General features: G+C 64.5%; 26 protein-coding genes. 12 read left to right on the top strand and 14 right to left on the bottom strand.

The window, feature by feature from the left end:
• Window positions 1-9 precede the first annotated feature (9 nt).
• Genes C8D04_RS12755 through C8D04_RS12770 form a run of 4 tightly spaced genes read right to left on the bottom strand, consistent with a single transcriptional unit; the run spans window position 10 to window position 2585 of the window.
• Window positions 10-450, bottom strand: a complete 441-nt coding sequence (locus C8D04_RS12755) for a biopolymer transporter ExbD (protein ID WP_116005191.1) — start codon at window positions 448-450, stop codon at window positions 10-12.
• A 25-nt stretch (window positions 451-475) separates the two neighbouring features.
• Window positions 476-1141: a MotA/TolQ/ExbB proton channel family protein gene (locus C8D04_RS12760; RefSeq protein WP_116005192.1), complete on the bottom strand. Its 666-nt coding sequence runs from the start codon at window positions 1139-1141 to the stop codon at window positions 476-478.
• An 11-nt stretch (window positions 1142-1152) separates the two neighbouring features.
• Window positions 1153-1989 carry a 4-hydroxy-tetrahydrodipicolinate reductase gene (dapB, locus tag C8D04_RS12765; RefSeq protein WP_116005193.1) on the bottom strand — a complete coding sequence of 279 codons (837 nt, stop codon included), beginning with the start codon at window positions 1987-1989 and terminating at the stop codon, window positions 1153-1155.
• Between the two features lie 47 nt (window positions 1990-2036).
• Window positions 2037-2585 (bottom strand): outer membrane protein assembly factor BamE, encoded by a 549-nt coding sequence (locus C8D04_RS12770; protein WP_116005194.1) that lies wholly within the window; start codon window positions 2583-2585, stop codon window positions 2037-2039.
• Between the two features lie 106 nt (window positions 2586-2691).
• On the opposite strand from C8D04_RS12770, the gene fur reads away from it, so the two are divergent.
• Window positions 2692-3120 carry a ferric iron uptake transcriptional regulator gene (gene fur / locus C8D04_RS12775; protein ID WP_116006176.1) on the top strand — a complete coding sequence of 143 codons (429 nt, stop codon included), beginning with the start codon at window positions 2692-2694 and terminating at the stop codon, window positions 3118-3120.
• Between the two features lie 22 nt (window positions 3121-3142).
• Here fur and hprK read toward each other — a convergent pair whose 3' ends face one another.
• The 3 genes from hprK to raiA form a co-directional block, all read right to left on the bottom strand.
• On the bottom strand, window positions 3143-4090 hold the full coding sequence (gene hprK / locus C8D04_RS12780; protein ID WP_116005195.1) for an HPr(Ser) kinase/phosphatase: 948 nt from the start codon (window positions 4088-4090) through the stop codon (window positions 3143-3145).
• A gap of 25 nt (window positions 4091-4115) precedes the next feature.
• A complete protein-coding gene (locus C8D04_RS12785) occupies window positions 4116-4583 on the bottom strand; it encodes a PTS sugar transporter subunit IIA (protein WP_116005196.1) in 468 nt (155 codons plus the stop codon).
• A gap of 130 nt (window positions 4584-4713) precedes the next feature.
• Complete coding sequence (raiA, locus tag C8D04_RS12790; protein WP_116005197.1) at window positions 4714-5046, bottom strand: ribosome-associated translation inhibitor RaiA; 333 nt, start codon at window positions 5044-5046, stop codon at window positions 4714-4716.
• A gap of 339 nt (window positions 5047-5385) precedes the next feature.
• Between raiA and C8D04_RS12795 the strand changes: the two genes are divergently transcribed.
• The 3 genes from C8D04_RS12795 (at window position 5386) to C8D04_RS12805 (ending at window position 7487) form a co-directional block, all read left to right on the top strand.
• Window positions 5386-6309 (top strand): phosphoribosylaminoimidazolesuccinocarboxamide synthase, encoded by a 924-nt coding sequence (locus C8D04_RS12795; protein ID WP_116005198.1) that lies wholly within the window; start codon window positions 5386-5388, stop codon window positions 6307-6309.
• Window positions 6310-6428: 119 nt separating this feature from the next.
• Window positions 6429-7010, top strand: coding sequence for a DJ-1/PfpI family protein (locus C8D04_RS12800; protein WP_116005199.1), 582 nt, complete (start codon window positions 6429-6431; stop codon window positions 7008-7010).
• A gap of 99 nt (window positions 7011-7109) precedes the next feature.
• Entirely contained in the window at window positions 7110-7487 is a 378-nt protein-coding gene (locus C8D04_RS12805; RefSeq protein ID WP_116006177.1) for a ribbon-helix-helix domain-containing protein, read from the top strand.
• Between the two features lie 15 nt (window positions 7488-7502).
• Here the strand turns inward: C8D04_RS12805 and trxA are convergent, their stop codons facing one another.
• Complete coding sequence (trxA, locus tag C8D04_RS12810) at window positions 7503-8411, bottom strand: thioredoxin (protein ID WP_116005200.1); 909 nt, start codon at window positions 8409-8411, stop codon at window positions 7503-7505.
• Window positions 8412-8509: 98 nt separating this feature from the next.
• On the opposite strand from trxA, the gene purE reads away from it, so the two are divergent.
• From purE to C8D04_RS12830, 4 genes are read left to right on the top strand one after another with little or no spacing between them, the layout of a single operon-like run.
• Window positions 8510-9004, top strand: a complete 495-nt coding sequence (purE, locus tag C8D04_RS12815) for a 5-(carboxyamino)imidazole ribonucleotide mutase (protein ID WP_116005201.1) — start codon at window positions 8510-8512, stop codon at window positions 9002-9004.
• The gene (locus tag C8D04_RS12820; protein ID WP_116005202.1) at window positions 9001-10260 is read left to right on the top strand and encodes a 5-(carboxyamino)imidazole ribonucleotide synthase; all 1260 of its coding nucleotides are present in this window, start codon (window positions 9001-9003) and stop codon (window positions 10258-10260) included. Before purE ends, C8D04_RS12820 begins: the two co-directional genes overlap by 4 nt.
• Window positions 10261-10268: 8 nt before the next feature.
• Window positions 10269-11276 (top strand): L-threonylcarbamoyladenylate synthase, encoded by a 1008-nt coding sequence (locus tag C8D04_RS12825; protein ID WP_116005203.1) that lies wholly within the window; start codon window positions 10269-10271, stop codon window positions 11274-11276.
• Window positions 11277-11328: 52 nt separating this feature from the next.
• Window positions 11329-12282, top strand: a complete 954-nt coding sequence (locus tag C8D04_RS12830; protein WP_116005204.1) for an SGNH/GDSL hydrolase family protein — start codon at window positions 11329-11331, stop codon at window positions 12280-12282.
• A gap of 149 nt (window positions 12283-12431) precedes the next feature.
• Here C8D04_RS12830 and C8D04_RS12835 read toward each other — a convergent pair whose 3' ends face one another.
• The 4 genes from C8D04_RS12835 to dacB all read right to left on the bottom strand — a co-directional run bounded on the left by C8D04_RS12835 (window position 12432) and on the right by dacB (window position 16285).
• Window positions 12432-13109, bottom strand: a complete 678-nt coding sequence (locus C8D04_RS12835) for an OmpW family outer membrane protein (RefSeq protein WP_233521169.1) — start codon at window positions 13107-13109, stop codon at window positions 12432-12434.
• 21 nt (window positions 13110-13130) lie between these two features.
• Window positions 13131-14273 (bottom strand): SGNH/GDSL hydrolase family protein, encoded by a 1143-nt coding sequence (locus C8D04_RS12840; RefSeq protein ID WP_116005206.1) that lies wholly within the window; start codon window positions 14271-14273, stop codon window positions 13131-13133.
• A 199-nt stretch (window positions 14274-14472) separates the two neighbouring features.
• Window positions 14473-14871: a lipase family protein gene (locus tag C8D04_RS12845; RefSeq protein ID WP_347708424.1), complete on the bottom strand. Its 399-nt coding sequence runs from the start codon at window positions 14869-14871 to the stop codon at window positions 14473-14475.
• 10 nt (window positions 14872-14881) lie between these two features.
• Window positions 14882-16285: a D-alanyl-D-alanine carboxypeptidase/D-alanyl-D-alanine-endopeptidase gene (gene dacB / locus C8D04_RS12850; protein WP_233521261.1), complete on the bottom strand. Its 1404-nt coding sequence runs from the start codon at window positions 16283-16285 to the stop codon at window positions 14882-14884.
• 189 nt (window positions 16286-16474) lie between these two features.
• On the opposite strand from dacB, the gene tsaB reads away from it, so the two are divergent.
• The 4 genes from tsaB (at window position 16475) to corA (ending at window position 19584) form a co-directional block, all read left to right on the top strand.
• The gene (gene tsaB, locus C8D04_RS12855) at window positions 16475-17179 is read left to right on the top strand and encodes a tRNA (adenosine(37)-N6)-threonylcarbamoyltransferase complex dimerization subunit type 1 TsaB (protein WP_116005208.1); all 705 of its coding nucleotides are present in this window, start codon (window positions 16475-16477) and stop codon (window positions 17177-17179) included.
• A 3-nt stretch (window positions 17180-17182) separates the two neighbouring features.
• Complete coding sequence (gene rimI / locus C8D04_RS12860) at window positions 17183-17665, top strand: ribosomal protein S18-alanine N-acetyltransferase (protein WP_116005209.1); 483 nt, start codon at window positions 17183-17185, stop codon at window positions 17663-17665.
• A complete protein-coding gene (locus C8D04_RS12865) occupies window positions 17662-18408 on the top strand; it encodes a uracil-DNA glycosylase family protein (RefSeq protein ID WP_116005210.1) in 747 nt (248 codons plus the stop codon). The genes rimI and C8D04_RS12865 overlap by 4 nt, the downstream gene beginning before the upstream one ends.
• A gap of 186 nt (window positions 18409-18594) precedes the next feature.
• The gene (corA, locus tag C8D04_RS12870; protein ID WP_116005211.1) at window positions 18595-19584 is read left to right on the top strand and encodes a magnesium/cobalt transporter CorA; all 990 of its coding nucleotides are present in this window, start codon (window positions 18595-18597) and stop codon (window positions 19582-19584) included.
• Window positions 19585-19640: 56 nt separating this feature from the next.
• Here the strand turns inward: corA and C8D04_RS12875 are convergent, their stop codons facing one another.
• Both C8D04_RS12875 and C8D04_RS12880 read right to left on the bottom strand, forming a co-directional pair.
• Window positions 19641-20390 (bottom strand): 5'-methylthioadenosine/adenosylhomocysteine nucleosidase, encoded by a 750-nt coding sequence (locus C8D04_RS12875; RefSeq protein ID WP_116005212.1) that lies wholly within the window; start codon window positions 20388-20390, stop codon window positions 19641-19643.
• Window positions 20391-20464: 74 nt separating this feature from the next.
• A complete protein-coding gene (locus C8D04_RS12880) occupies window positions 20465-22144 on the bottom strand; it encodes a long-chain-fatty-acid--CoA ligase (RefSeq protein WP_116005213.1) in 1680 nt (559 codons plus the stop codon).
• Between the last annotated feature and the right edge of the window lie 69 nt (window positions 22145-22213).

The raw sequence follows: 22213 nt of genomic DNA on the forward strand, positions 1-22213 counted from the left end.
CGCGCTTGTTCAGCGTGTCGAAGGCGACGGTGCAGCCGCCGCGGGGTCGGCCACGAAACCAATGCGCTGCAGCCCTGCGGCATGCGCCGCGCCCATGATTTCAACCACCCGCCCATAAGGCACAGCGGCATCGGCGCGCAGCTGCACCTCGGTATCGGGTTGGCTGGCGGCTGTTTCTGCCAGGTGCTGCGCCAATGCCTCTTGTGTCAGTGGCTGGTCGTCCAGGAACACCTGCCCGGCCTTGTCGACCACCAGCGTGACGGCCTGGGGTGCGGCACCCGGTACGGTGCCGTCGGCACGCGGCAGGTCCAGCCGAATGGAGCTGGCCAGCAACGGAGCGGTCAGAATGAAGATCACCACCAGCACCAGCATCACATCGACCAGCGGGGTCATGTTGATGTCGCTCATGGGCTGCGGCGCAGCGTTGCGCTCCAGTCGTCCAAAGGCCATCAGCAGGGCCTCCGGCAGTGCGTGCTCATGCGCCGCCCTGTTGCGCAGGCGCCTGCCAGTCGCGCAAATCCAGCGCAAAGCCTTCCAGGTCGACCTCAATGTGCCCAATCATGCGGCCGAACCAGTTGTAGGCCAGCACGGCGGGGATGGCCACAGCCAGCCCTGCGGCGGTCATGACCAGGGCTTCACCCACCGGGCCGGCCACCCGGTCGATGCTGATCTGCCCCGCCCCGGCAATGGCCGTGAGCGCATGGTAGATACCCCATACCGTGCCCAGCAGTCCGACAAAGGGCGCGGTGGAACCTACAGTGGCCAGCAGCACCTGGCCGAACTGCAGCCGGGCCAATGCGCCATGCAAAGCCCCACGCAGCACGCGCGTCAATTGCTGCGCCTTCGGGCCCAACGCGCCCAGGCTGCGGGCGGGCGCCTCATCGGTGATGGAATGGATCGCTGCAACCATCGGCAGCACCAGCGCTTCGCGGTCCAAAGAAGCCAGGGTTTGCTGCGCCACCTCCAACGAGGGGGCTTGCCAGAAAGCAGCCATGCAGCGCGCCACGTCGCCACGGGCGCGGCGCAGGAACAGCAGCTTCCACACAATCACCACCCAACTGGCCACGGACATGGCCAGCAGCAGCAGCGCCGTGGCCTGTGTCACGGCGTCTCCCTGGCGCCACCAGTGCAAGGAATCCATGGCGGTCGGTATCAGCGCAGTCCCAGCACGTCGAACATGTCAAACATGCCCACGCTGTGCCCGCACAGGAAACGCACGGCGCGCAGGCTGCCCTGTGCATACGTGGCACGGCTGGACGATTTATGGGTGATTTCGATGCGCTCGCCCGTGCCGGCAAACAGTACGGTGTGGTCGCCCACAATGTCGCCGCCCCGGATGGTGGCAAAGCCAATGCTCGACGGATCGCGCTCGCCCGTGACACCCTCGCGGGCATAGACGGCGCAGTCCTTCAAGTCACGCCCGAGCGCATCGGCAATGACCTCGCCCATCTTGAGCGCGGTGCCCGAGGGCGCGTCGACCTTGTGACGGTGGTGCGCCTCGATGATCTCGATGTCATAACCTGTTGCCAGGGCCTTGGCCGCCATTTCCAATAGCTTGAGCGTGACGTTCACACCCACGCTCATGTTCGGCGCCATGACAATGGCTGTGCGCTGCGCATAGGCAGCGATCTCGGTTTTTTGCGCCTCGGTGAACCCGGTAGTACCAATGACAGCCTTCACCCCCAACTCGCTGCACACGGCCAGATGGGCCAGCGTGCCTTCGGGCCGCGTGAAGTCGATCAACACGTCGGCATTGCCCAGCCCCATGCGCAGGTCGGCTGTGATCGGCACGCCACTGGCCACTCCCAAAAAGGCGGTGGCATCCGAGCCAATGGCTGGGCTGGAAGGGACATCGAGCGCCCCTGCCAAAACACAATCATCGCTGTCGCGCAACGCCTCGATCAGCATGCGGCCCATGCGGCCAGACGCCCCTGCCACAGCAACACGGCATACGGCGGTGGGACGGGCGGGTGAAGAAATCCCGGTCATGGTGTTCCTTATTTGCAGAGTGCAGCGCTGCGATGGGCGCCGGGCACTCAACGTGCGGTGGATTCAAGCGGCGGGTAGCGGCGGGCGGGTGCGGGCTCAGCGGGGGCAGGCGCCGCCTTGTCAGCCGCAGGCGCGGGGAATTTGGCCAACTGCGCCTCGGTCGCCTCCAGCACGGGCACGGCATGCTTGCCCTTGCGAGCGTCCAGACCCGCAACAAACTCACTCTCCGTCGGCATTTCGTCGCCCTCATGGCGCTCCAGCGCATCACCCTTGAAGAACACCGTGAGCTTGCGCGTTTGCGCATCCACGCCAGGGCGCTTGAGCGTAAAAACGTACTCCCAGCGGTCGGCATGGAAAAGGCTGGTCACCAGGGGGGTGCCCAGAATGTCGCGCACCTGCTGGCGGCCCATGCCGGGCTGCAAGGCCTGAACCTGCTCGCGCGAGACAAAATTGCCCTGCACGACATCCACACGGTAGGGCGTGACCACGCTGACCAGCCGACTGCTGGCACCGTCAAAGCTGCCGCAGGCAGCCAGACTGGCGCCGATCAACAGGAAAAACCCCAGACGGGCACTGCGATGGGCTAGGGCAGACATGGCAAAAAGCTTGAGGATATGATCGGCCCATTGTAGCGGCAGGCCTCCGGGCCCTGGCGCCCCCATGAGCCCATCGCCCTGGTATGCGGCGCACCACGGATCTGCCATGACGAACATCGACGAACTCAAAAGCACAGGACTCAAGGCCACCCTGCCCCGGTTGAAGATTCTCGAAATCTTCCAGAAGGGTGCGCAGCGCCACATGACGGCTGAAGATGTATTCCGCGTGCTGCTGGAGGAGCGTTCCGACATCGGTCTGGCCACTGTCTACCGGGTGCTCACACAGTTCGAGCAAGCGGGCATCTTGATCCGCAGCAATTTCGAAAGCGGCAAGGCCGTGTATGAATTGGATGAAGGCAAGCACCACGACCACTTCATCTGCACCGCATGCGGCAAGGTTGAAGAGTTCTACGATCCGGAAATCGAGAAGCGCCAGCAGATGGTCGCCAAAGCCAAGGGCTGGGTGGTCAAAGACCACTCCATGGCCTTGTACGGACATTGCGCCGAGTGCGCCAAGACCCGCAGCAACCGCTAAACCGACGGCCGCAAGGGCAAGGTCAGCCCTGCTCCATGGCGCGGCGGTGCCGGTCGACGAATTCCTGGTAGGTATCGATACCGCGCAGCTGGAGAATGGTGTTGCGCACTGCAGCCTCCACCAGCACGGCGATGTTGCGCCCTGCCACCACCTGAATCACCACCTTGAGAATTGGTACCCCCAGTACATCCTGGGTCAGGGGCTCATAGGGCAGGCGTTCGTATTCCCGCTCCAACGTTTCCTTGCGCACCAGGTGCACGATGAGTTTGAGGCGCATCTTGCGACGCACCGCTGTCTCGCCAAAGATGGCGCGAATGTCCAACAGGCCAATGCCGCGCACTTCCAGCAGGTTTTGCAGCAGGTCGGGGCACTTGCCCTCAATGGTGGTCTGGTTGATGCGAAACAGGTCCACCGCATCGTCTGCCACCAGGCCCTGGCCACGCGAGATCAGTTCCAACCCGAGCTCACTCTTGCCCAGGCCGGATTCACCGGTGATCATCACCCCCAGGCCCAGGATGTCCATGAAAACGCCGTGCATGGTGGTGCGGTCGGCGAAATGCTTGGACAAGAAGGCACGCAGCACATCGATCACGAAAGCCGACGATTCGGTCGTGGCAAACATCGGAATCTGTGCCCGCTCGCACATGGAGATGAGCGCATCGGGGGCGGTCTGGCCGTCGGCCAGCACCAGCACCGGGGGTTCAAGCGTCACGATGCGCGCAATACGGCGCTGGCAATCTTCGGGCGTGGCGTTGGAGAGGTAAGTGATCTCCCGCTCCCCCAGAATTTGGGCGCGGTAAGGATGGATGTAGTTGAGGTAGCCCACCAAGTCGGCGCCTGAGCGGGCCGAGCGCACCGCCACTTCGTCGAAGCGCCGCTCTGAGGCGCCCAAACCAGCGATCCATTCCCATTTCAGGTGGCCACGAAATTCCTCGAAGAGGACATCGGCACTGACAACATTGGGTTTCACGGCAGCGCAGCAGCGTCCAGCGTTTTCAGGCCGTCTGGGCGGATTGCCAGCCGGCGATCATGCCGTGCAATTCGGTGGCATCGGTGCAGGCCTTGATCTTCTCGCGCAGCACACCGTCGCTGAGAAGCTCTGCGATTTCCGAGAGAATCTCGAGGTGTTTCTGCGTAGCCGCCTCAGGCACCAGTAGGAAGATGAGCAGGCCCACGGGCTGCTCATCGGGCGCATCAAAACCGATGGGCTGCGCGAGCTGGAAAACCGCCGCCATCGGTGCCTTGAGCCCCTTGATGCGACCATGCGGAATGGCTACGCCATGGCCCAGGCCGGTGGAGCCCAGCCGTTCACGGGCAAACAGGCTGTCGGTGATCAACGCACGCGAGAGGCCATGCAGGCTTTCAAACAGCAGACCGGCTTCTTCAAAAGCGCGTTTTTTGCTGGTGGCGTCAACGCTCACGAGCACTTGGGCTGCGGGCAAAATGGAGGAAAGACGGTTCATGGCAATTTAGGGGGCCGATTATGCACCGCTTGGCTCCTGCCCTTAAAAATGGTGTACGGCGCACAAAAAACCGCCTTTGCAGGCGGTTGACCGGAGCCGGACGCGAGGGCCCGGCGAGACGGCAGATCCGTCATGCAACCATACGACGACGCGCATCGGAGTGGTGATCCTGGAGCCGATCCTTGTGACGCACCACCTGCCGGTCCATCTTGTCGACCAGCTCATCCACGGCGGCATACAGGTCGGCATGGGCGGTTTCGGCAAACAGGTCGCTTCCCTTGACGCGAATGTTGCACTCAGCACGCTGGCGTTTTTCCTTCTCCTTCTGCTTTTCCACAGACAGCAGCACCTTCACATCAACCACCTGGTCGAAATGCCGGGTGATCCGGTCCAGCTTGGAGGTGACGTAACTGCGCAAGGCGGGGGTTACTTCGAGGTGGTGACCGCTGATCGTCAGATTCATATACAAGTCTCCTGTGTCACTCGGTGAAAGAACGCCGTCCTGTAGGGCGGCTCGGCCCGTGGCACGCGCCACAACCGTGCTTTCACTATGCCCTTGGCCGGGGGCAAAAGCAATGCGATACCGACCTGCTTTGGCGGGTTATGGTTCGCCAGGTGCCAAGGCCCTAAAAAGCGCGCACAATGGCTCGGTTGACCGCTACGCGGATCGCCAGCAAAGGCCAGCGCCATCCGATGAAGGCGCCCTCATCGCCTAAAATCGGGTTCTGCCGCAACCTGCGGCCCGTCAAAAACCACCCCTCCCCGAACATCCCATTTCGCTGCGCCCGCGCGCGCCCACACCATGACCCAGCCCAGCTCTCCCGCCCTGCATACCTCCGCCCTGGCTTCGCTGCCCCTGCTGGCACGCGGCAAGGTGCGCGACAACTACGCTGTGGGCGATGACCGCATCCTGATGGTGGCCAGCGACCGCCTTTCGGCGTTTGACGTGATCATGGGCGAGCCCATTCCGGGCAAGGGGGAACTGCTGACACAGATGGCGCTGTTCTGGTTCGACAAACTCGGCCACATCTGCCCCAACCACCTCACGGGCGAAGATCCCGAAAGCGTGGTGAGCCCCGAAGAAGCGGCGCAGGTGCGCGGCCGCTCCATGCTCGTGCAGCGCCTGCAACCCATTCCGGTCGAAGCGGTGGTACGCGGTTACCTGGCCGGCAGCGGCTGGAAGGAGTACCAGGAGAGCCAGTCGGTCTGCGGCGTGCCGCTGCCCCCGGGTCTGACCAACGCGGCCCAACTGCCCGAGCCCATCTACACCCCGGCGGCCAAGGCTGCGGCGGGCGAGCATGACGAGAACATCACCTTCGAGCGCACGGTGGAGATGATCGGCCCTGAGCTGGCAACAAAGATCCGCGACCTGAGCATCGCCATCTACAAGGAGGCCGCCGCGATCGCCCTGGCCAAGGGAATGATCATTGCCGACACGAAATTCGAATTTGGCCTGGCGCCCGATGGCACGCTGGTGCTGATGGACGAAGTACTCACCCCCGACAGCTCGCGCTACTGGCCCGTGGAAGGCTACGCCGCCGCACTGGCTGCCGGCGAGAACCCGCCCAGCTACGACAAACAGTTCGTGCGCGACTGGCTGGAGCAGGCCAAGATGGGCAGCAACAAGCCCTGGGACAAAACGGCCCCGGCCCCACGCCTGCCGCAGGACGTGATCGAGAAGACGGCCGCCAAGTACCGCGAAGCGCTGGAGCGGCTGACGGGCTGATCTGCCATCGCAGTGCAGCAGCACTGCGTTCAATCCTGGTTGTAGTAACCGGCTAACACCACGCCCGGCGCATATGCCGGAAAAATGGGTGCTGCCTTTTCACAACCCAGGAGACACGCATGGCCAGGAAAAAAATTTTGATGATCTGTGGCGACTACTGCGAAGACTACGAGACCATGGTGCCCTTCCAGGCGCTACTGGCCGTAGGCCACCAGGTGCACGCCGTGTGCCCCGACAAGAAGGCGGGCGAGCAGATCAAGACCGCGATCCACGACTTTGAGGGCGCCCAGACCTACAGCGAGAAGCCGGGGCACAACTTCACCCTCAACGCGAGCTTTGCCGACGTCAAACCCCAGGACTACGACGCACTGGTGCTGCCCGGCGGGCGCGGGCCCGAATACCTGCGCACCTATCCGGCGGTCGTCGCGGCGGTGCAGCACTTCTTCGAGGCCAACAAGCCCGTGGCTGCCATCTGCCACGCCGCGCAATTGCTGGCGGGCGCGGGCGTTCTCAAGGGGCGCAGCTGCTCGGCCTATCCGGCCTGCCGCGCCGAGGTGGAGCTGGCCGGTGGCCGGTATGCCGACATTGCCGTGGACAAGGCCCACACCGACGGCAACCTGGTCAGCGCCCCGGCCTGGCCCGCACACCCGGACTGGATTGCGCAGTTTCTGGCCGTGCTGGGTACGCGCATCACACACTGAGAGGCCGAGCCCTCCAGCCCTCCCGGGCTTGCCCGCTTGCACGCCCCTGGGCAAGCGCGCAAGATGGCGCTTGCCTTCTGCCCCCTGGAGATACCCGCCATGTGCCAGGTCTTTATCAGCGCCGACCCCACTCTCTACACCTGCCGCGCCCGCTCGGTGCGGCTGCATGGTGTGGCCACCAGCATCCGGCTGGAGAACCTGTTCTGGCAGGTGCTGGAAGAAATTGCCGCGCGCGACGGCATGAGCGTGCCGCAGCTGTGCGCCCGGCTGCACGATGAGTTGCTGGCCGAACGGGGCAGCGTGGACAACTTTGCGTCCTTTTTGCGGGTGTGCTGCGGGCGCTATATGGCGTTGCAATTGTCGGGCGGCATTCCACAGGACATGTCCATCCCGATCCGCAGCCTCAACGCCACGCGCGTGCTGGCGACCGAGGGCCAGCACGCACAGCCCGGCCAGCGCCCCCAGCGGGTCGCCTGACCGGGACGGCGCGACTCAGCTCAGCACCACGCTGGACAAGCGGCGGCGGTAGGTGGCCACCACGGGGTCTTCGGGCGGGATCTGGCCGTCGGCCACCTTGACCTTGGGCGGCTCGATGATTTCGAGGATGGCGACATAGGCCTTGCGTGCCGCCTCGTCGCTCCAGGCCTTGTCGCGCATCAAGATTTCCAACAACTCGTCCATGGCGTCCTGCCAGCGCTGCTGCACCATGAGCCAGCGCGCACGGCCAAAGCGGGCCTCGAAGTCGCGCTTGTTGGCGGTGATTTTTGCATCAAACTGGGCTCCAGCGTCCGCCCCAAAATCGTTAACAGCTACAAAATCAAGAGCATCCATCCAGACCTTGAGGGCGCCCAGCTTGCGCGATCCGGGCGCCTTGGCGATCACCGGGGCGAAGGCCACCTTGGCGTCGTCGTCCCGTCCGAGCTGCAGCAGCAGCTTGACGTAGTCAAAGCGCGCATCGTCGTTGGCCGGGTCGGTGGCGACGGCGTGCTGGAGCTTTTCCAGCGCGGTATCGGTGTCGCCTTCGGCCAGCGCATCGAGCGCCTGCTCTTCCTCTTCTTCGGCCAGGGCTTCTTCGGCGCTGGGCACATGCTTGTCGAGGAATTCGCGCACCTTGCCCTCGGGCAGCGCGCCCGTGAAGCCATCGACGGGCTGGCCGTTCATCAGCAGCGCGCAGGTGGGAATGCTGCGGATGCCGAACATGGCGGCGAGCTGCTGCTCCTGGTCAGAGTCGACCTTGGCGAGCTTGAAACGGCCTGCATATTCGGTTTCGAGCTTTTCCAGCACGGGCCCGAGGGACTTGCAGGGACCGCACCAGGGCGCCCAAAAGTCCACCAGCACGGGTACAGTCATGGAGGCGGCAACGACCTCGGCTTCAAAGTTTTCTACGGTGATGTCGATCATGTGGCAATGGCCCCTTTCAAGCAGCGGGCTGCAAAAAGTAAAATCACGGGTTCACACTCGCGGCAGGCGGCCCAGTATGGCGCTTTGCCCCTCACACTATGACACCCATCCAGATCGGTGTGGTCATGGGTTCCAGCAGCGACTGGGACACCATGCAGCACGCAGTGGAGATTCTCCAGCAATTCGGCATCGCGCACGAGGCCCGCGTGGTCTCGGCCCACCGCATGCCCGACGACATGTTCGCCTACGCCGAGGCCGCGTGCGGCCGGGGCCTCAAGGCCATCATTGCCGGTGCGGGCGGCGCCGCCCACCTGCCGGGCATGATCGCCGCCAAAACCACCGTGCCCGTGCTGGGCGTGCCCGTGGCCAGCCGCCATCTGCAAGGGGTGGACTCGCTGCACAGCATTGTGCAGATGCCCAAGGGCATTCCGGTGGCCACCTTCGCCATCGGCACCGCCGGGGCGGCCAACGCGGCCCTGTTTGCCGTGGCATTGCTGGCCAATGAAGACTCCGCACTGCGCCAGCGCCTGGAGGCCTTTCGCACTGCGCAAACCGAAGCGGCACGCGCCATGGCCTTGCCGCCCGCCGCATGACCGCGCACCCCATACACCCGCTTGCGCCCGGCAGCACCCTCGGAGTGCTGGGCGGCGGCCAGCTGGGCCGCATGTTCGTGCATGCCGCGCAGACCATGGGCTACTTCACGGCCGTGCTCGACCAGGACCCCACCAGCCCGGCCGGGCTGGTGAGCCACCACCACATCCAGACCGGCTACGAAGATCCCGATGGCCTGGCCCAGTTGGCCGCACTGTGCGACGCGGTGACCACCGAGTTCGAGAACGTGCCCGCCGTCTCGCTGGCCGCGCTGGCCGGGCAGTGCCCTGTGGCACCCGCCGCGCGTGCCGTGGCCGTGGCGCAGGACCGCGCCCAGGAGAAGGCCCATTTCGTGCGCTGCGGCGTGCCCTGCGCGCCCTATGCGGTGATCGAAACAGCCGAACAGCTGGCCGCCGTGTCGGCGGATACGAGCGCCGCGCCGGGCCGCCCCAAGCAAGCGAGCGCCCCCTCGGGGGGCAGCGAACCACACGCAGTGGGGAGCGTGGGGGCATCACTCATTCCCGGGATTCTGAAAACGGCCCGCATGGGCTACGACGGCAAGGGCCAGGTGCGCGTGCAAACCGCCGCCGAACTGGCCGCCGCATGGGCATCGGTCGGCCAGGTGCCCTGCGTGCTCGAAAAAATGCTGCCGCTGGCGCTGGAATGCTCGGTGATCGTGGCGCGCGGGCAGGATGGCGACATTGTCCATTTGCCCGTACAGCGCAACCTGCACCGGGACGGCATCCTCGCCGTCACCGAGGTTTATGAAGAAAATATGCCTCCAGCGCTTACCAGTCAAGCGGTAGAAGCTGCGAAATCAATAGCAACAGAGCTGCAGTATGTCGGCGTTCTGTGCGTGGAGTTCTTTGTGCTGCAGGACAGCAGCCTGGTCGTCAACGAGATCGCCCCGCGCCCGCACAACAGCGGCCACTACAGCCAGAACGCCTGCGATGTGTCGCAGTTTGAACTGCAAGTGCGCACGCTGGCCGGCCTGCCGCTGGTGCAGCCGCGCCAGCACAGCGCCGCCGTCATGCTGAACCTGCTGGGCGACCTGTGGTTTGCCCACGGCGACACGGCCCAGACACCCCCTTGGGCCGAGGTGCTGGCCCTGCCGGGCACGCACCTGCACCTGTACGGCAAAAGCCTGGCCAAGCACGGCCGCAAGATGGGGCACCTGAACATCACCGCGCCCACGGCCGCTGCGGCGCGCGCCACGGCCTTGCAGGCAGCGGCGCTGCTGGGCATTGCCCCGTTCTGAAGACGCACATGATTCTGGATGGCTACCTGCCCTCTGCCATTGCCAGCGCGGCCCGCACCTTGCGCAGTGGCGGCCTTGTTGGTCTGCCCACCGAAACGGTCTATGGCCTGGCGGCCGACGCATCCAACGACGCTGCTGTGGCGCAAATATTTGCGGCCAAGGGGCGCCCCAACGACCACCCGCTCATCGTCCATGTGGCCCACGCCACCGGCATAACGCATTTCGCACGCGATGTTCCCGCTTTTGCCCAGGCACTGGTGGATGCTTTCTGGCCCGGCCCGCTCACGTTAATTTTGCCGCGCCTGCCCGGCGCAGCCACGGCGGCCACGGGCGGACAGGACAGCGTGGGCCTGCGCTGCCCCGCCCACCCCGTAGCCCACGCGCTGCTGGCAGCGTGTGCTGCGCACGACGAAGCAGGTGCCCCACCCGTGTGGGGCCTGGCCGCACCCAGCGCCAACCGCTTTGGCCGCGTCAGCCCCACCACCGCGCAGCATGTGCAGGACGAACTGGGCGAAGCCCTGCTGGTGCTGGACGGAGGCCCCTGCACCGTGGGCATTGAAAGCACCATCGTCGACTGCACACGGGGCGTCCCCGTGCTGCTGCGCCCTGGTGCCATCACCCGCGAACAAATCGAAGCTGCCTGCGGCCTGCGCCCCCTTTCCCGGGATGAACTGCCGACGCTCACACCGCGTGCCTCGGGCACCCTGGAGGCGCATTACGCGCCCACGGCGACGGTGCGGCTGATGAATGCCAAAGCACTGCAGACGGGCCTGGACTTGTTGGGCGCCGATGCCGCACACCTGGCGGTGTATGCGCGTGCAGCACTGCGCAGCACATCGCGCCAGGTGCTGCTGCGCCGCATGCCCGAAGACCCTGAAGCGACCGCTCAACAACTGTTTGCGGTGCTGCGCAGCTTCGACGATGCGGGCGCCCGCCTCATCTGGATCGAAACCCCGCCCGACACGCCCCCCTGGGAAGGCGTGCGCGACCGACTGCAGCGGGCTGCGGCTGCCTGATGGGCTCGCGGCCAGATCGTTACACTAGCAAACCCTGATTGGAGAACACACCATGGCAGCAAATTGGATGCGCCGCACCGCCCTGGTCGCCGCATGTGCGTCGGCCGTACTTTTGGCGGCCTGCGGCTCCAGTACCACCGAATCGGCGATCACGCCCGATCGGTTCATTGCGTTTGGAGACGCCTACAGCGATGTCGGCCAGAAAGGCAGCCGCTATACGGTGAATAACGGCACCGTGAACAACTGGACGCTGCAAGTGGCATCCCACTACCAGAAGACGCTGGCACCGGTGTCCGCCGGTGGTCTGAGCTATGCGCAAGGCAATGCCCGCATTTCCGCCCAGCCCGATGCCGCAGGGGATGCCAGCACTCCCACGATTACCGCGCAAATCGACAGCTTTTTGGCCAGCAAAACCTTTGCTGCCAACGATATCGTGCTGCTCAATGGCGGCATCAGCGACCTCATCGTTGGCATGGCTGCCGTGCGCGCCGGCACTTTGAGCGCCACCGACTATGTAGCGCAGGCCCGCCAGAACGGCAAGGATCTGGCGGCGCAGATCCTCCGCCTGGTGAAAGCTGGCGCCCCCCATGTGGTGGTGTCCGGCACCTACGACCTCAGCAAAACCCCCTGGGGCCTGACGACCGGCCAAGAATCCCTGCTCAGCGAGGCCAGCAGCCGGTTCAACGAATCTCTGCTCATCGCCATCAACGACCTCGGCGCCCATGTGCTGTATATCGATACGGCGTACTACGTGAACGTGTTCACCTCGACGCCTGCGGCTTTTTCGTTCTCTTATGCGCAGAAGGCTGCCTGCACCTCCGTCGATCCGGGCAACGGCATTGGGATCGGTGTCGGCCAGGTCAATTCGGCCCTGTGCACCGCGTCCACGCTGGTGCCTGGCACCAGTGCAGACTCCTACGTGTTTGCCGACAATGTGTACCTGAGCCCCTCGGCGCACCGCCAGTTGGGCACCTTCGCTTACGACAAGCTGCGCGCCCGCTGGTAATTTACTTTCTAAACCGCTGCTTCGCCTTGCCGTGCTGCAACACTGTCTGCGGCTTCGCGCCTAGGAGGCTGTCGGACTAAGCCCGGCCGGCCGCCACAACAAAAAACCGCCTCCAAGGCGGTTTTTTGTTGTGCGAACCGACCTTAAGGTCAAAAACGATAGCCGATCCCGACGGTAAATGTGTTGGGGTTGAGCTTGACGTCGATATGCTGTCCGGTCGAGAGCGTGTTGCGCGTCTTGACGAAGGTCTTGTAGTACGCAAGGTCTACGAACCAGCGGTCGTTCAAGGCGATGTTCACGCCGATCTGCGGCGTGAGACCGAACTTGGATTCTGCGCTGAGCAGTGTAGGGTTTGCGGGGGTCCCGCCGGTCAGGCCGGTCAAGGCCGCCGTGCCGCGTTCCTTGAAGAACTTGGCATAGGTCAGCCCCAGGCCCACGTAGGGGCGCACCTTGGCGTCAGCCTCCAAAAAGCGGTACTGCGCAAATACGGTGATGGGCAGTGCCTTGACCTCCCCGATCTTGCCGACACCCGCAATCGCTCCGGCGCCCACGGTATCGTGCTTGAAGGGCAATGCCAGGGGCACATCGACGGCCCAATGGTTGGTGACCATGTAGGTGATACCGCCAGACAGCTGCGTGTCTGCCAGTACATCGACCTTGGTGCCAGTAAAGCTCGGGGCCGACAGGTCACCACTGCTGACCTGGGGAGAAATATGCGTCACGCCGCCACGCACCAGCCAGCTACCGACGGTTTGCGCCTGTGCCATGCCAGCACAAGCCAGCAGGGCGGCGCCGGCGATCCAGACGATGGTTTTGTTGGTTTTCATGGATGTTCCTTGCAACGACATTTACAGCCAGCCTGCCTGGGCCAGCGAACGCGAAACCAGCTGGCTCAGCAACTGATGGCCATAAGGAGTGGGGTGGAAACTATCGGAGAAGGCATAGGTCTTCCACCAGTCAGCTCCACCCGTGGCGCCGACTGGCGGCGTCATGGCCGATAGCGCTGCGGCAGTGCAGGTGGGGAAGGTGTATGTGGGCAAACCATCGCCACCCACGCCGGTGATCGGGCAAGCCGTGCCCTTGGCATTGGTCAGGCCAAATTGCTCGGGTTTCGCGACCTGGTCGTTCAGCGAGGTGTAGAAGTCCACCACCACCACCTTGCTGTTGCCGGCAAAGCGGGCAGCCAACTGCTTGTTGAATGCCTCGACCCAGGCTTTCACCAACCCCTGCACCTGTGCACTGGTTGCAGCACCTGCCGTGGCAGCGATGCCACCGAGCAACTGTTGCAGGCGCGGCGTCTGGTCGATGCCAGGCATGTTCAGCACGGCCACGCGCATCGCGCCCTTGTTCAGTGCATTGGTGTCAATGGCGCCATGGAACTTGTCGGCCAAGGCCATCATGTAGGCGCCCCCCACCTGGGCCATTCCCGCGGCTCCACCGGCCAGCGCTGCATCCACCGTAGCGGGCGGCAGCAGGGTCTTGAGTACGGCGCTGTAGCTGGCACCACCGTCCTTGGAGGCTGAGAGGTATGCGCCGACCAGATCGGCTGCATCATTGCCGCCGCCGTCGATCAGCAGCAGGTCACTGGCGGCAAAGCCTTCAGCGCCCGCGTCACTGATCTGTTGGGTGATCGATACGGGCGATGTCGGTGCCGTGAAGTTGTTGATACGCCCGCCGCCCACCGCATAGTTGGTGCAGCCGCTTGCGTTGTTGAACGCGGTGCCCGTAAACACGTAACGCGGGCACAGCGTGGTGCCGTAGCTGCTGGCAATGCGCTCGGGCCAGATAGGCGTGGAGCCAGCGCCCGTAGGTGCGTCTCCTTGCACGGTGAACTTGAGCCCGAAGGTGCCGCTGTCGGCCAGGCTGTCACCCATGACCTTGATGGTCTTGACCGGTGCCACCGGCTCGGTATCCGATCCGCCACCGCCACAACCGGCCAGCACCCACGCTGCCGCCAGAGAAATCCACAATGCCTTGCGCTGGTAACCCATGCTTTTCACTCCTGAAAATGAAAAATAGAACGCCCGTTCTATTTGTCGCAAATGTTACAGCGAGGCGTCTGGAAATTTTAGCGGGTAAGTACGGATGTGGTTTTGCACCTACGGCACACCGCCCACCGTCGGCGTGCAAATCGGTGGTGGGCGACGGCAGGCAGATGCAAGCCTGAAAAAGGCCGTTGTGCGGCTTATTTCACCGCATCGAACAGCGCACGCGCCTGCGCATGGCAGAACGGCGGCTCATAGGTACCGTGGTAACTCCCGTAGTAGGCGGCAAACGCCGCCGAAGCCGGATCGGTAGGGGCCTTTCCACCAGGTAGGGTACGAAAAACTGAAAGTCGGCAATGGCATCGGGCAGCTTGAGCGATCCCGACAGGTTGTAGGGCCCGGCCAGGTGGGCCCCCGCCGCCACGTTGAATTCGGAAGCATGGTCCCGCTCGGCCGCCCGCTGGGCCGCCATGGAGGCATGTCCTCCCTGCGAATAGCCTGTGGACATCACCTTGCCCGACAGTCTGGCCCCGACCGAAGGCGCTGCAGCGCGTGCGGCGCGGATGGAGTCGATCACCGTGCGCGCCTCCGAATCAGCATGCAAACAGGGGGCACTACGGAGTGCCCGCCGTCCAGTCGATCAGAGCGTCGAGCACAGGCCGTGCAGCCACCGCCTGGGCATGGTTGACGATCGCCACCAGCACATAGCGGCGTCCATCGTCTGCATGCACATACCCAGCCACGGCCAGCACATCGCGCAAGCTGCCGGTTTTGAGGTGTGCACTACCCGTGCGGCTTTTGCTGCGCCGCAGGGTGCCGTCGATACCGGCCACCGGCAGGGAGGCCACCAGCTCCGGCATCACGGGCGACTGCCATGCCGCCTGCAGCATGCGGCCCAGTGCCTGTGCGCTGATCCGTGCCTCGCGGCTCAATCCAGCGCCGTTGTCGGTGATGGGCTGTCCCTCAGTACCAAAACGTTGCCGCCACCATTGGCGCAGTACCTCGCGGGCACCGTCCCAGGTGGCGACACCGTTCTTTTGCAGCGCCGGCGTCAGGAAGACGTGCTGGGCCATGACGTTGTTGCTGAACTTGTTGACGTCCCGCACCACCTCGGCCAGCGCCGGCGAGGTCGCGCTAAAGACCGGCTGCAGCCCGGCAGGCACCTTGCCGTCACGCACACTGCCGGTGAGCTTGCCCCCCAGCGTGCGCCACATGCCTTCCACAGCACGGGCGGCAAAAGCCTGCGGGTCGGCATAGGCGACGGCCCAGCTACGCTCGCCACAGGCAGCAGGGTAAGCGCCCTGGAAGACGGTACGCACCGGATCGCTCAGGTCAGCACGCAGCGCCCCGCGCCAGTCACCACAGCCCGCACCGGGAGTGGCCAGAGCTACGCTTTCCGGACGCTGGACGCCCGACAGCGGCGGGTCGTACTGGATGTGCGCCACCCCTGCGCCGGGATCGGGCACAAAGCCCATCACCACCGACTTGAAGTTCACCAGCAGCGCATCGGGCGCGGCATTGTAGGGGCGCAGGGGCTCGCCATCGAAAAGCGCTGGATCGTGCCCGGCCAGATCGAAGGCGCTGCGGTCCAGAACGATGTCGCCTACGATGACCTGGATGCCCTGGCCTTGCAGGCGCCGCAGCAGCAACCACAGGCGCTCCATGACCAATGTGGGGTCTCCCTGCCCCCGGATGTAGACATTGCCCTTGAGGCTGCCACCCCGCACCACCCCCTCCACATACACCGGCGTACTCCAGGTGTATGCCGGGCCCAGCTGGTCCAGTGCGGCGTAGGTAGTCACCAGCTTCATGACCGAGGCCGGGTTCACCGGCACCTGGGCACGGTACGACAGACGCGCAGGCGCCCGGCTGTCCTGGGCATCGACCACGAGCACCGACAGCGCATCGCGCGGCAGCCGCGCGCGGGCCAAAGCGGCCTCCACTGCGGGCGGCAAAGGGCCGGGGGTTGGCGCCGCCAGCGGCTGGGCTCCCGCCAATCCGGCAGCGGCCACCAGCATCACACACAAAGACCGCAGGTACGGCAGCAAACAGCGGCAGGGCACAGGATTCATACAGCAAGTCTATCGCCCCGTCCGCAGATAATTGACCCCTGCATGCTTCTCCCCGCACCCGCTTCGCGGCGCGATCGAGTGCGGGTATCCTGCGGGGTGTTGCGCGCCCGGGGCGTGCCTTCCCTTTTCGGCTCCATGAATTTTCTTGCCTTCGACACCAGTACCGAGACCCTGTCCATCGCCGTGCAGCGCGGCGATCGCGTGTGGGAACACAGCGGCCCGGGCGGTGCCCAGGCTTCGATCAGCCTCATCGCGGGCGTGCGCAAGCTGCTGGACGAGGCCGATCTGGACCTGGGGCAACTCGACGCACTCGTTTTCGGGCGCGGACCGGGCTCTTTCACCGGCCTGCGCACCGCCTGCGCCGTGGCACAGGGGCTGGCCTGGGGTGCCAACGCAGGGCGCGGTATTCCCGTGCTGCCCATCGATACCCTGGCCGCCGTGGCCGAGCAGGCGCGCCACGCGCACGGTTGCTGCGATGTGGTGGCGGTGCTGGACGCCCGCATGAACGAGGTCTATGTGGCCCACTACCAATGGCAGGCAGGCGCATGGCAGAGCCGAGACACGCTGGGCCTGAGCGCCCCCGAAGGGGTGCAGGTTGCGCCCGGCTGGACCGTGGCGGGCAATGCCCAGGGCGCCTATGGCGAGCGACTGGCCCCCGGTGCGCACCATGTGCATGCCCTGCCTACCGCCACGGCCCTGCTGCGCCTGGCGCCCAGCCTGCTGGCGGCGGGCCACGCCGTGCAGGCTGCAGGGGCCCTGCCGCTCTACATCCGTGACAAAGTAGCCCAGACCACGGTCGAGCGTGCGGCGGTCAAGGCGGCGCAGGTAGCGCCGGCATAAGCCATGAGTGCGTCTGCCTTGTCCTTCGCCCACAACACGCCTCCCGCGCGTTTCGAGTCGCTGACGCTGGCCCGGCTGGACGCCTTGCTGGACGTGGAGCAACGCGCCCACCCCCACCCCTGGACGCGCGGCAATTTCATCGACGCCATGGCCAGTGACTACCAGATTCAGCTGCTGATGGGCGATGAGCAGATCCTGGGCTATTTCGTCGGCATGTTGGGCGTGGATGAGGTGCATTTGCTGAACCTGACCGTTGCCCCCGCCTTCCAGCGCCAGGGCTGGGCGCAGGTGCTGCTGGACGCCCTCGCCCTGTGGTCGCGTGGGCAGGGAGCCCAGTGGCTGTGGCTGGAGGTGCGGGTCAGCAACCAGCGCGCACGCCACATCTATGAGGCCAACGGTTTCCGGCGCGTGGGCGAACGCAAGCGCTACTACCCTTCCACCACCACCGAGCGTGAAGATGCCGTGGTGATGAGCCGTCCGCTATGAACATGCCTCTCGACGCTCGCCAGCGGGCCATGCTGCAGGAAATGGGGGTCCGCGTGTGGTGGCCCGCGCAAGCAGACACCCCCGTGGTCGCTGCCGCAGCGGCTTCGCCCGTGGTGGCGGCACAGCCCCCGCCTGCAAAGGAAAGCCCGCCACCCCCTGCGCAGTCCCGGGCACGCCCACCGCAGGCACCGGCCGCCGCCGCGCCAGACCCCGCCCCCGCTTCTCTGGGGTGGGTGCTGCACCCACCGCGCGCGCTGTTCCCTGGGGCAGACCCGCAGCACACCCCGTCCGCGCTGGGCGCCTGCTGGCTGGTAGTGACCGAAGGTTCGCCGCACGACGACCCTTTCGCCGGGGATGCTGGCCGCCTGCTGTGCAATATGCTGCACGCCCTGCAATTGCACCGGCATCCGCGCGTATACCTGTGCGCACTATCGCCACCGGCCACCGCCACCGCCACCGCCACCGCCGATGCCGATCCTGCCGACAAGGCCTTGGCCCAGGCCATCGCCCGCCTGCACCCGTCGGTGCTGTTGCTCCTGGGGCGGGGCGCAGCCCACACCGTTCTGCAGCGCAGTGTCCCCCTGGGCCAGTTGCGGGGCCAGGCCCACTCGGTGGCTGGGGTTCCTGCTGTCGTGACCTACGATGCACCGTACCTGCTGCGCGCCCCCCATGCCAAGCCCGGAGCCTGGGCCGATCTGTGCCTTGCCCGCAGCCTGGCGCAAACACCAACGACTTCGGCTTGACGGCCCGCGCATCGACCGTGCCCGGCATGCAACCGTCACACTGCGGTGCGATAATCACCGGTTCAGATTTTGGAGAACATTCCATGGAAGCCTATCCCAGTCGATAGCTTTCAGCTCCCAGGCCATTGGCGGGGCTGAAAGCGACCCAAGCCCCCGCTGTCAGCCGCCATACACAGGGAGTGAGCCATGCTCAACATCTTCACGCTTGCCAATGGGCGCCTCGTTCAGGAAGAGATCGAGTCGCTCGAAGAGCTGTCCAAATTCCAGCCCATCTGGGTGGACCTGGAATCTCCGACGATCAACGAAAAACGCTGGGTCTCGCAGTATTACGGCCTGTCCATTCCCGAAGATGCGATGGACGAGGACATCGAAGAGTCGGCGCGTTTTTACGAAGAAGACAACGGCGAGTTGCACATCCGCAGCGACTTCCTGATCGACGACCACGACAAGCCGCGCTCGGTGCGCGTGGCCTTCATTCTGAACCTGACCAATCCCAACCTGAAAAGCAAGGGTGTGCTGTTCTCGATCCACGACGAGGACGTGCCGGTCTTTCGCCTGCTGCGCCTGCGTGCACGCCGCGCACCGGGCCTCATCGAGGACGCCCGCGAGGTGCTGCTCAAACTGTTCGACGCCGACGCAGAATACTCGGCCGACACACTCGAAGGCATTTACGACGACCTGGAAAAGGTGAGTACCCAAGTGCTATCGGGCGATGTGACCGACGAACGCGCGGGCGAGGTGCTGGGCGCCATTGCACGCCAGGAAGACTTGAACGGGCGCATCCGCCGCAACGTGATGGACACACGCCGCGCCGTCAGCTTCATGATGCGCAGCAAAATGCTCAACGCCGAGCAGTTCGAAGAAGCCCGGCAGATCCTGCGCGACATCGAATCGCTCGACAGCCACACCGCCTTCCTGTTCGACAAGATCAACTTCTTGATGGATGCCACGGTCGGTTTCATCAACATCAACCAGAACAGGATCATCAAGATCTTTTCGGTGGCCAGCGTGGCCCTGCTGCCGCCTACCTTGATTGCCAGCATCTACGGCATGAACTTCAAGTACATGCCCGAGCTCGACTGGAGCCTGGGCTACCCCTACGTGCTGACGCTGATGGTGGCCAGCGCGCTGGGGCCGATGTGGTATTTCAGAAAGCGTGGCTGGCTCAAGGGATAGTTTTAAGCAAAATTAGCCTCTAACGCCCTACTGACAAGCGTTAGCAGCTTCTTTTTTTATAGCGATTCCAGCAAACTGCGGACGATGTGGTCTGCATAGCGGCTGGCTACAGTCTGGATGAACACGGGGAAGTCCACATGGGCATCGTCGTCGGCCCGGTCCGAGATGGTGCGCACAGCGGCAAACGGCACAGCATAGTCCAGGCACACCTGGGCCACGGCGGCGCCTTCCATCTCCACCGCCAGCACATCGTGCCCAGCCGCCACCAGCGGTTCGCGCAGCGCACGGGACACCTGGGCACAGGTCACAAAGCGGTCACCGCTGGCCATCAGCCCCTGGTGCAAGCGCGGAGGAATCCCGTCTGAATGGATATAAAAACCAGCTCCAGCGCCTACCAGACAAGCGCTGACAGCTCTCGAAAGATGAGCAGACAACCCCGCATCGCAGGGCAGGCGCACGCCCGCGTAGCCCGGCACCAGCCAGCGCTCGAACAGGGGCGAAGCGTCCATGTCGTGCTGCACATAGTCGTGCGCCACCACCACATCACCCACGCGCACGCCTTCGCCCACACCACCCGCCACACCGGTGAAGACAATGCGCGCCACGCCAAAGCGCTCCACCAGCGCGGCGGCCGTGGTTGCCGCTGCCACTTTGCCAATGCCCGAGAGCGCCAGCACCACGGGCTTGCCATGGAGATCACCCCGCCAGAAGGTGCGGCCCGCATGCACGAGCCTCTGGGGCTTCTCCAAATAGCCCAAAAGGCCGGACTGTTCTTCGGGAAGGGCGCTGAGGATGGCTGTGGTCATGGGGGCTCCGGAAATGCAAGAAGCGGCCAAAGCCGCTCCATGATTGTGGCGCACCGGGACCCTGGCCCCTTGGCTCACTTCTTGTCGCGCAACTCGCGTCGAAGGATTTTGCCCACAGGGGTCTTGGGCAGGTCTTCGCGGAACTCGATCACGCGGGGCTGTTTGTAGCCCGTCAGGTTGGCGCGGCAGAATTCGCGCACCTGCGCTTCGGTCAACTCCGGGTCTTTCCGGACGATGACCAGCTTCACCGCTTCGCCCATCTTCTCGTCGGGGACGCCAACCACGGCACATTCCATCACGCCCGGCATGGCCGCCACCACTTCCTCCACCTCGTTGGGGTAGACGTTGAAGCCGCTGACCAGCACCATGTCCTTTTTGCGGTCTACGATCTTGAAGTAGCCGCGCTCGTCCATGATGCCGATATCGCCCGACTTGAAGAAGCCGTCTTCGGTCATGACCTTGGCGGTCTCGTCGGGGCGCTGCCAGTAGCCAGCCATCACCTGCGGGCCCTTGATGGCGATCTCGCCGGGCTGTCCCAGTGTGGTGACCTCGTGGCCATCGTCGTCCAAGAGTTTCAGGTAGGTGCTGGGCAAGGGGACACCGATGGTGCCGGAGAACTCTTTGATCGTGACCGGGTTGCAAGTGGCCGAGGGACTGGTCTCCGACAGGCCATAGCCCTCGCAGATGGGGCAGCCCGTCTTCTCCAGCCAGAGCTTGGCCACGGCGCCCTGCACGGCCATGCCGCCACCCACCGACACCTTGAGGTGGCTCCAGTCGACCGTATTGAAGTCCGGATGGTTGGCCAGCCCGTTGAACAAGGTGTTCACAGCGGGAAAACTGTGGAAACGCTGCTTGGACAACTCCTTGAGCACGGCGGGCAGATCACGCGGATTGGGGATCAGCAAGGTCTTGCCGCCCATGCGCATGGACAGCATCATGTTCACCGTGAACGCGAAGATATGGTAGAGCGGCAGCGCGCAGATGCTGGTGGGCTGCTCGTTGGTCGGCACCAACTTCATCACCGGCGCATTCCACACCTCGGACTGCAGCACGTTGGCAATGATGTTGCGCTGCAACAGCACTGCACCCTTGCTCACCCCGGTGGTGCCGCCGGTGTATTGCAACAGGGCGATGTCATCGGGCTTGATGTCCGGTTTTTTGAGCGTGCCGCGCGTGCCTTGTGCAACGGCCTCATTGAAGCGCACAGCACCTGGCAGGTTATAGGCGGGCACCATTTTCTTGACGTTGCGCACCACGTAGTTGACCAGCGCACCTTTGAGCAGGCCCAGTTGGTCGCCCATGGCACACAGCACCACATGCTTGACGGGCGTGTGGGTGATGCACTGCTCCAGCGTGGTCGCAAAGTTCTCGATGATGACGATGGCCTTGGCGCCCGAGTCCTTGAGCTGGTGTTCCAGCTCGCGCGGCGTGTACAAGGGGTTGACGTTCACCACTACAAACCCGGCCCGCAGGATGGCCGCCACTGCCACCGGGTACTGCGGCACGTTGGGCATCATGATGGCGACGCGGTCACCCCGGGCCAGACCCAGGCCCTGCAGGTAGGCTGCAAAGGCCTTGCTCAGCGAATCGGTCTGGCCGTATGTGATCTCCTTGCCCATGAAGCTGTAGGCCACGCGGTCGGCATACTTGCTGAAGGCCTCCTCCATCAGCGCCACGAGGGACGGATATTGCCCGGGGTCAATGTCAGCGGGTACGCCAGACGGGTAGCTCTTGAGCCAAATGCGGTCGGTCATCTCCAGGTCTCCTGTTATGTTTTTCGCGTATTTTTGACCGCGTCAGAAATTCCGCAAGATCGTACTTTT

Origin of the sequence: Simplicispira sp. 125 (assembly GCF_003096555.1) — a bacterium.
Taxonomy (GTDB): Bacteria; Pseudomonadota; Gammaproteobacteria; order Burkholderiales; family Burkholderiaceae_C; genus Simplicispira.

Bases quoted from the DNA above. Each gene is read 5' to 3' on its own strand.
- C8D04_RS12755 (WP_116005191.1), bottom strand. From the start codon at position 450: ATGGCCTTTGGACGACTGGAGCGCAACGCTGCGCCGCAGCCCATGAGC.
- C8D04_RS12760 (WP_116005192.1), bottom strand. From the start codon at position 1,141: ATGGATTCCTTGCACTGGTGGCGCCAGGGAGACGCCGTGACACAGGCC.
- dapB (WP_116005193.1), bottom strand. From the start codon at position 1,989: ATGACCGGGATTTCTTCACCCGCCCGTCCCACCGCCGTATGCCGTGTT.
- C8D04_RS12770 (WP_116005194.1), bottom strand. From the start codon at position 2,585: ATGTCTGCCCTAGCCCATCGCAGTGCCCGTCTGGGGTTTTTCCTGTTG.
- fur (WP_116006176.1), top strand. From the start codon at position 2,692: ATGACGAACATCGACGAACTCAAAAGCACAGGACTCAAGGCCACCCTG.
- C8D04_RS12785 (WP_116005196.1), bottom strand. From the start codon at position 4,583: ATGAACCGTCTTTCCTCCATTTTGCCCGCAGCCCAAGTGCTCGTGAGC.
- raiA (WP_116005197.1), bottom strand. From the start codon at position 5,046: ATGAATCTGACGATCAGCGGTCACCACCTCGAAGTAACCCCCGCCTTG.
- C8D04_RS12795 (WP_116005198.1), top strand. From the start codon at position 5,386: ATGACCCAGCCCAGCTCTCCCGCCCTGCATACCTCCGCCCTGGCTTCG.
- C8D04_RS12800 (WP_116005199.1), top strand. From the start codon at position 6,429: ATGGCCAGGAAAAAAATTTTGATGATCTGTGGCGACTACTGCGAAGAC.
- C8D04_RS12805 (WP_116006177.1), top strand. From the start codon at position 7,110: ATGTGCCAGGTCTTTATCAGCGCCGACCCCACTCTCTACACCTGCCGC.
- trxA (WP_116005200.1), bottom strand. From the start codon at position 8,411: ATGATCGACATCACCGTAGAAAACTTTGAAGCCGAGGTCGTTGCCGCC.
- purE (WP_116005201.1), top strand. From the start codon at position 8,510: ATGACACCCATCCAGATCGGTGTGGTCATGGGTTCCAGCAGCGACTGG.
- C8D04_RS12820 (WP_116005202.1), top strand. From the start codon at position 9,001: ATGACCGCGCACCCCATACACCCGCTTGCGCCCGGCAGCACCCTCGGA.
- C8D04_RS12825 (WP_116005203.1), top strand. From the start codon at position 10,269: ATGATTCTGGATGGCTACCTGCCCTCTGCCATTGCCAGCGCGGCCCGC.
- C8D04_RS12830 (WP_116005204.1), top strand. From the start codon at position 11,329: ATGGCAGCAAATTGGATGCGCCGCACCGCCCTGGTCGCCGCATGTGCG.
- C8D04_RS12835 (WP_233521169.1), bottom strand. From the start codon at position 13,109: ATGAAAACCAACAAAACCATCGTCTGGATCGCCGGCGCCGCCCTGCTG.
- C8D04_RS12840 (WP_116005206.1), bottom strand. From the start codon at position 14,273: ATGGGTTACCAGCGCAAGGCATTGTGGATTTCTCTGGCGGCAGCGTGG.
- dacB (WP_233521261.1), bottom strand. From the start codon at position 16,285: ATGCTGGTGGCCGCTGCCGGATTGGCGGGAGCCCAGCCGCTGGCGGCG.
- tsaB (WP_116005208.1), top strand. From the start codon at position 16,475: ATGAATTTTCTTGCCTTCGACACCAGTACCGAGACCCTGTCCATCGCC.
- rimI (WP_116005209.1), top strand. From the start codon at position 17,183: ATGAGTGCGTCTGCCTTGTCCTTCGCCCACAACACGCCTCCCGCGCGT.
- C8D04_RS12865 (WP_116005210.1), top strand. From the start codon at position 17,662: ATGAACATGCCTCTCGACGCTCGCCAGCGGGCCATGCTGCAGGAAATG.
- corA (WP_116005211.1), top strand. From the start codon at position 18,595: ATGCTCAACATCTTCACGCTTGCCAATGGGCGCCTCGTTCAGGAAGAG.
- C8D04_RS12875 (WP_116005212.1), bottom strand. From the start codon at position 20,390: ATGACCACAGCCATCCTCAGCGCCCTTCCCGAAGAACAGTCCGGCCTT.
- C8D04_RS12880 (WP_116005213.1), bottom strand. From the start codon at position 22,144: ATGACCGACCGCATTTGGCTCAAGAGCTACCCGTCTGGCGTACCCGCT.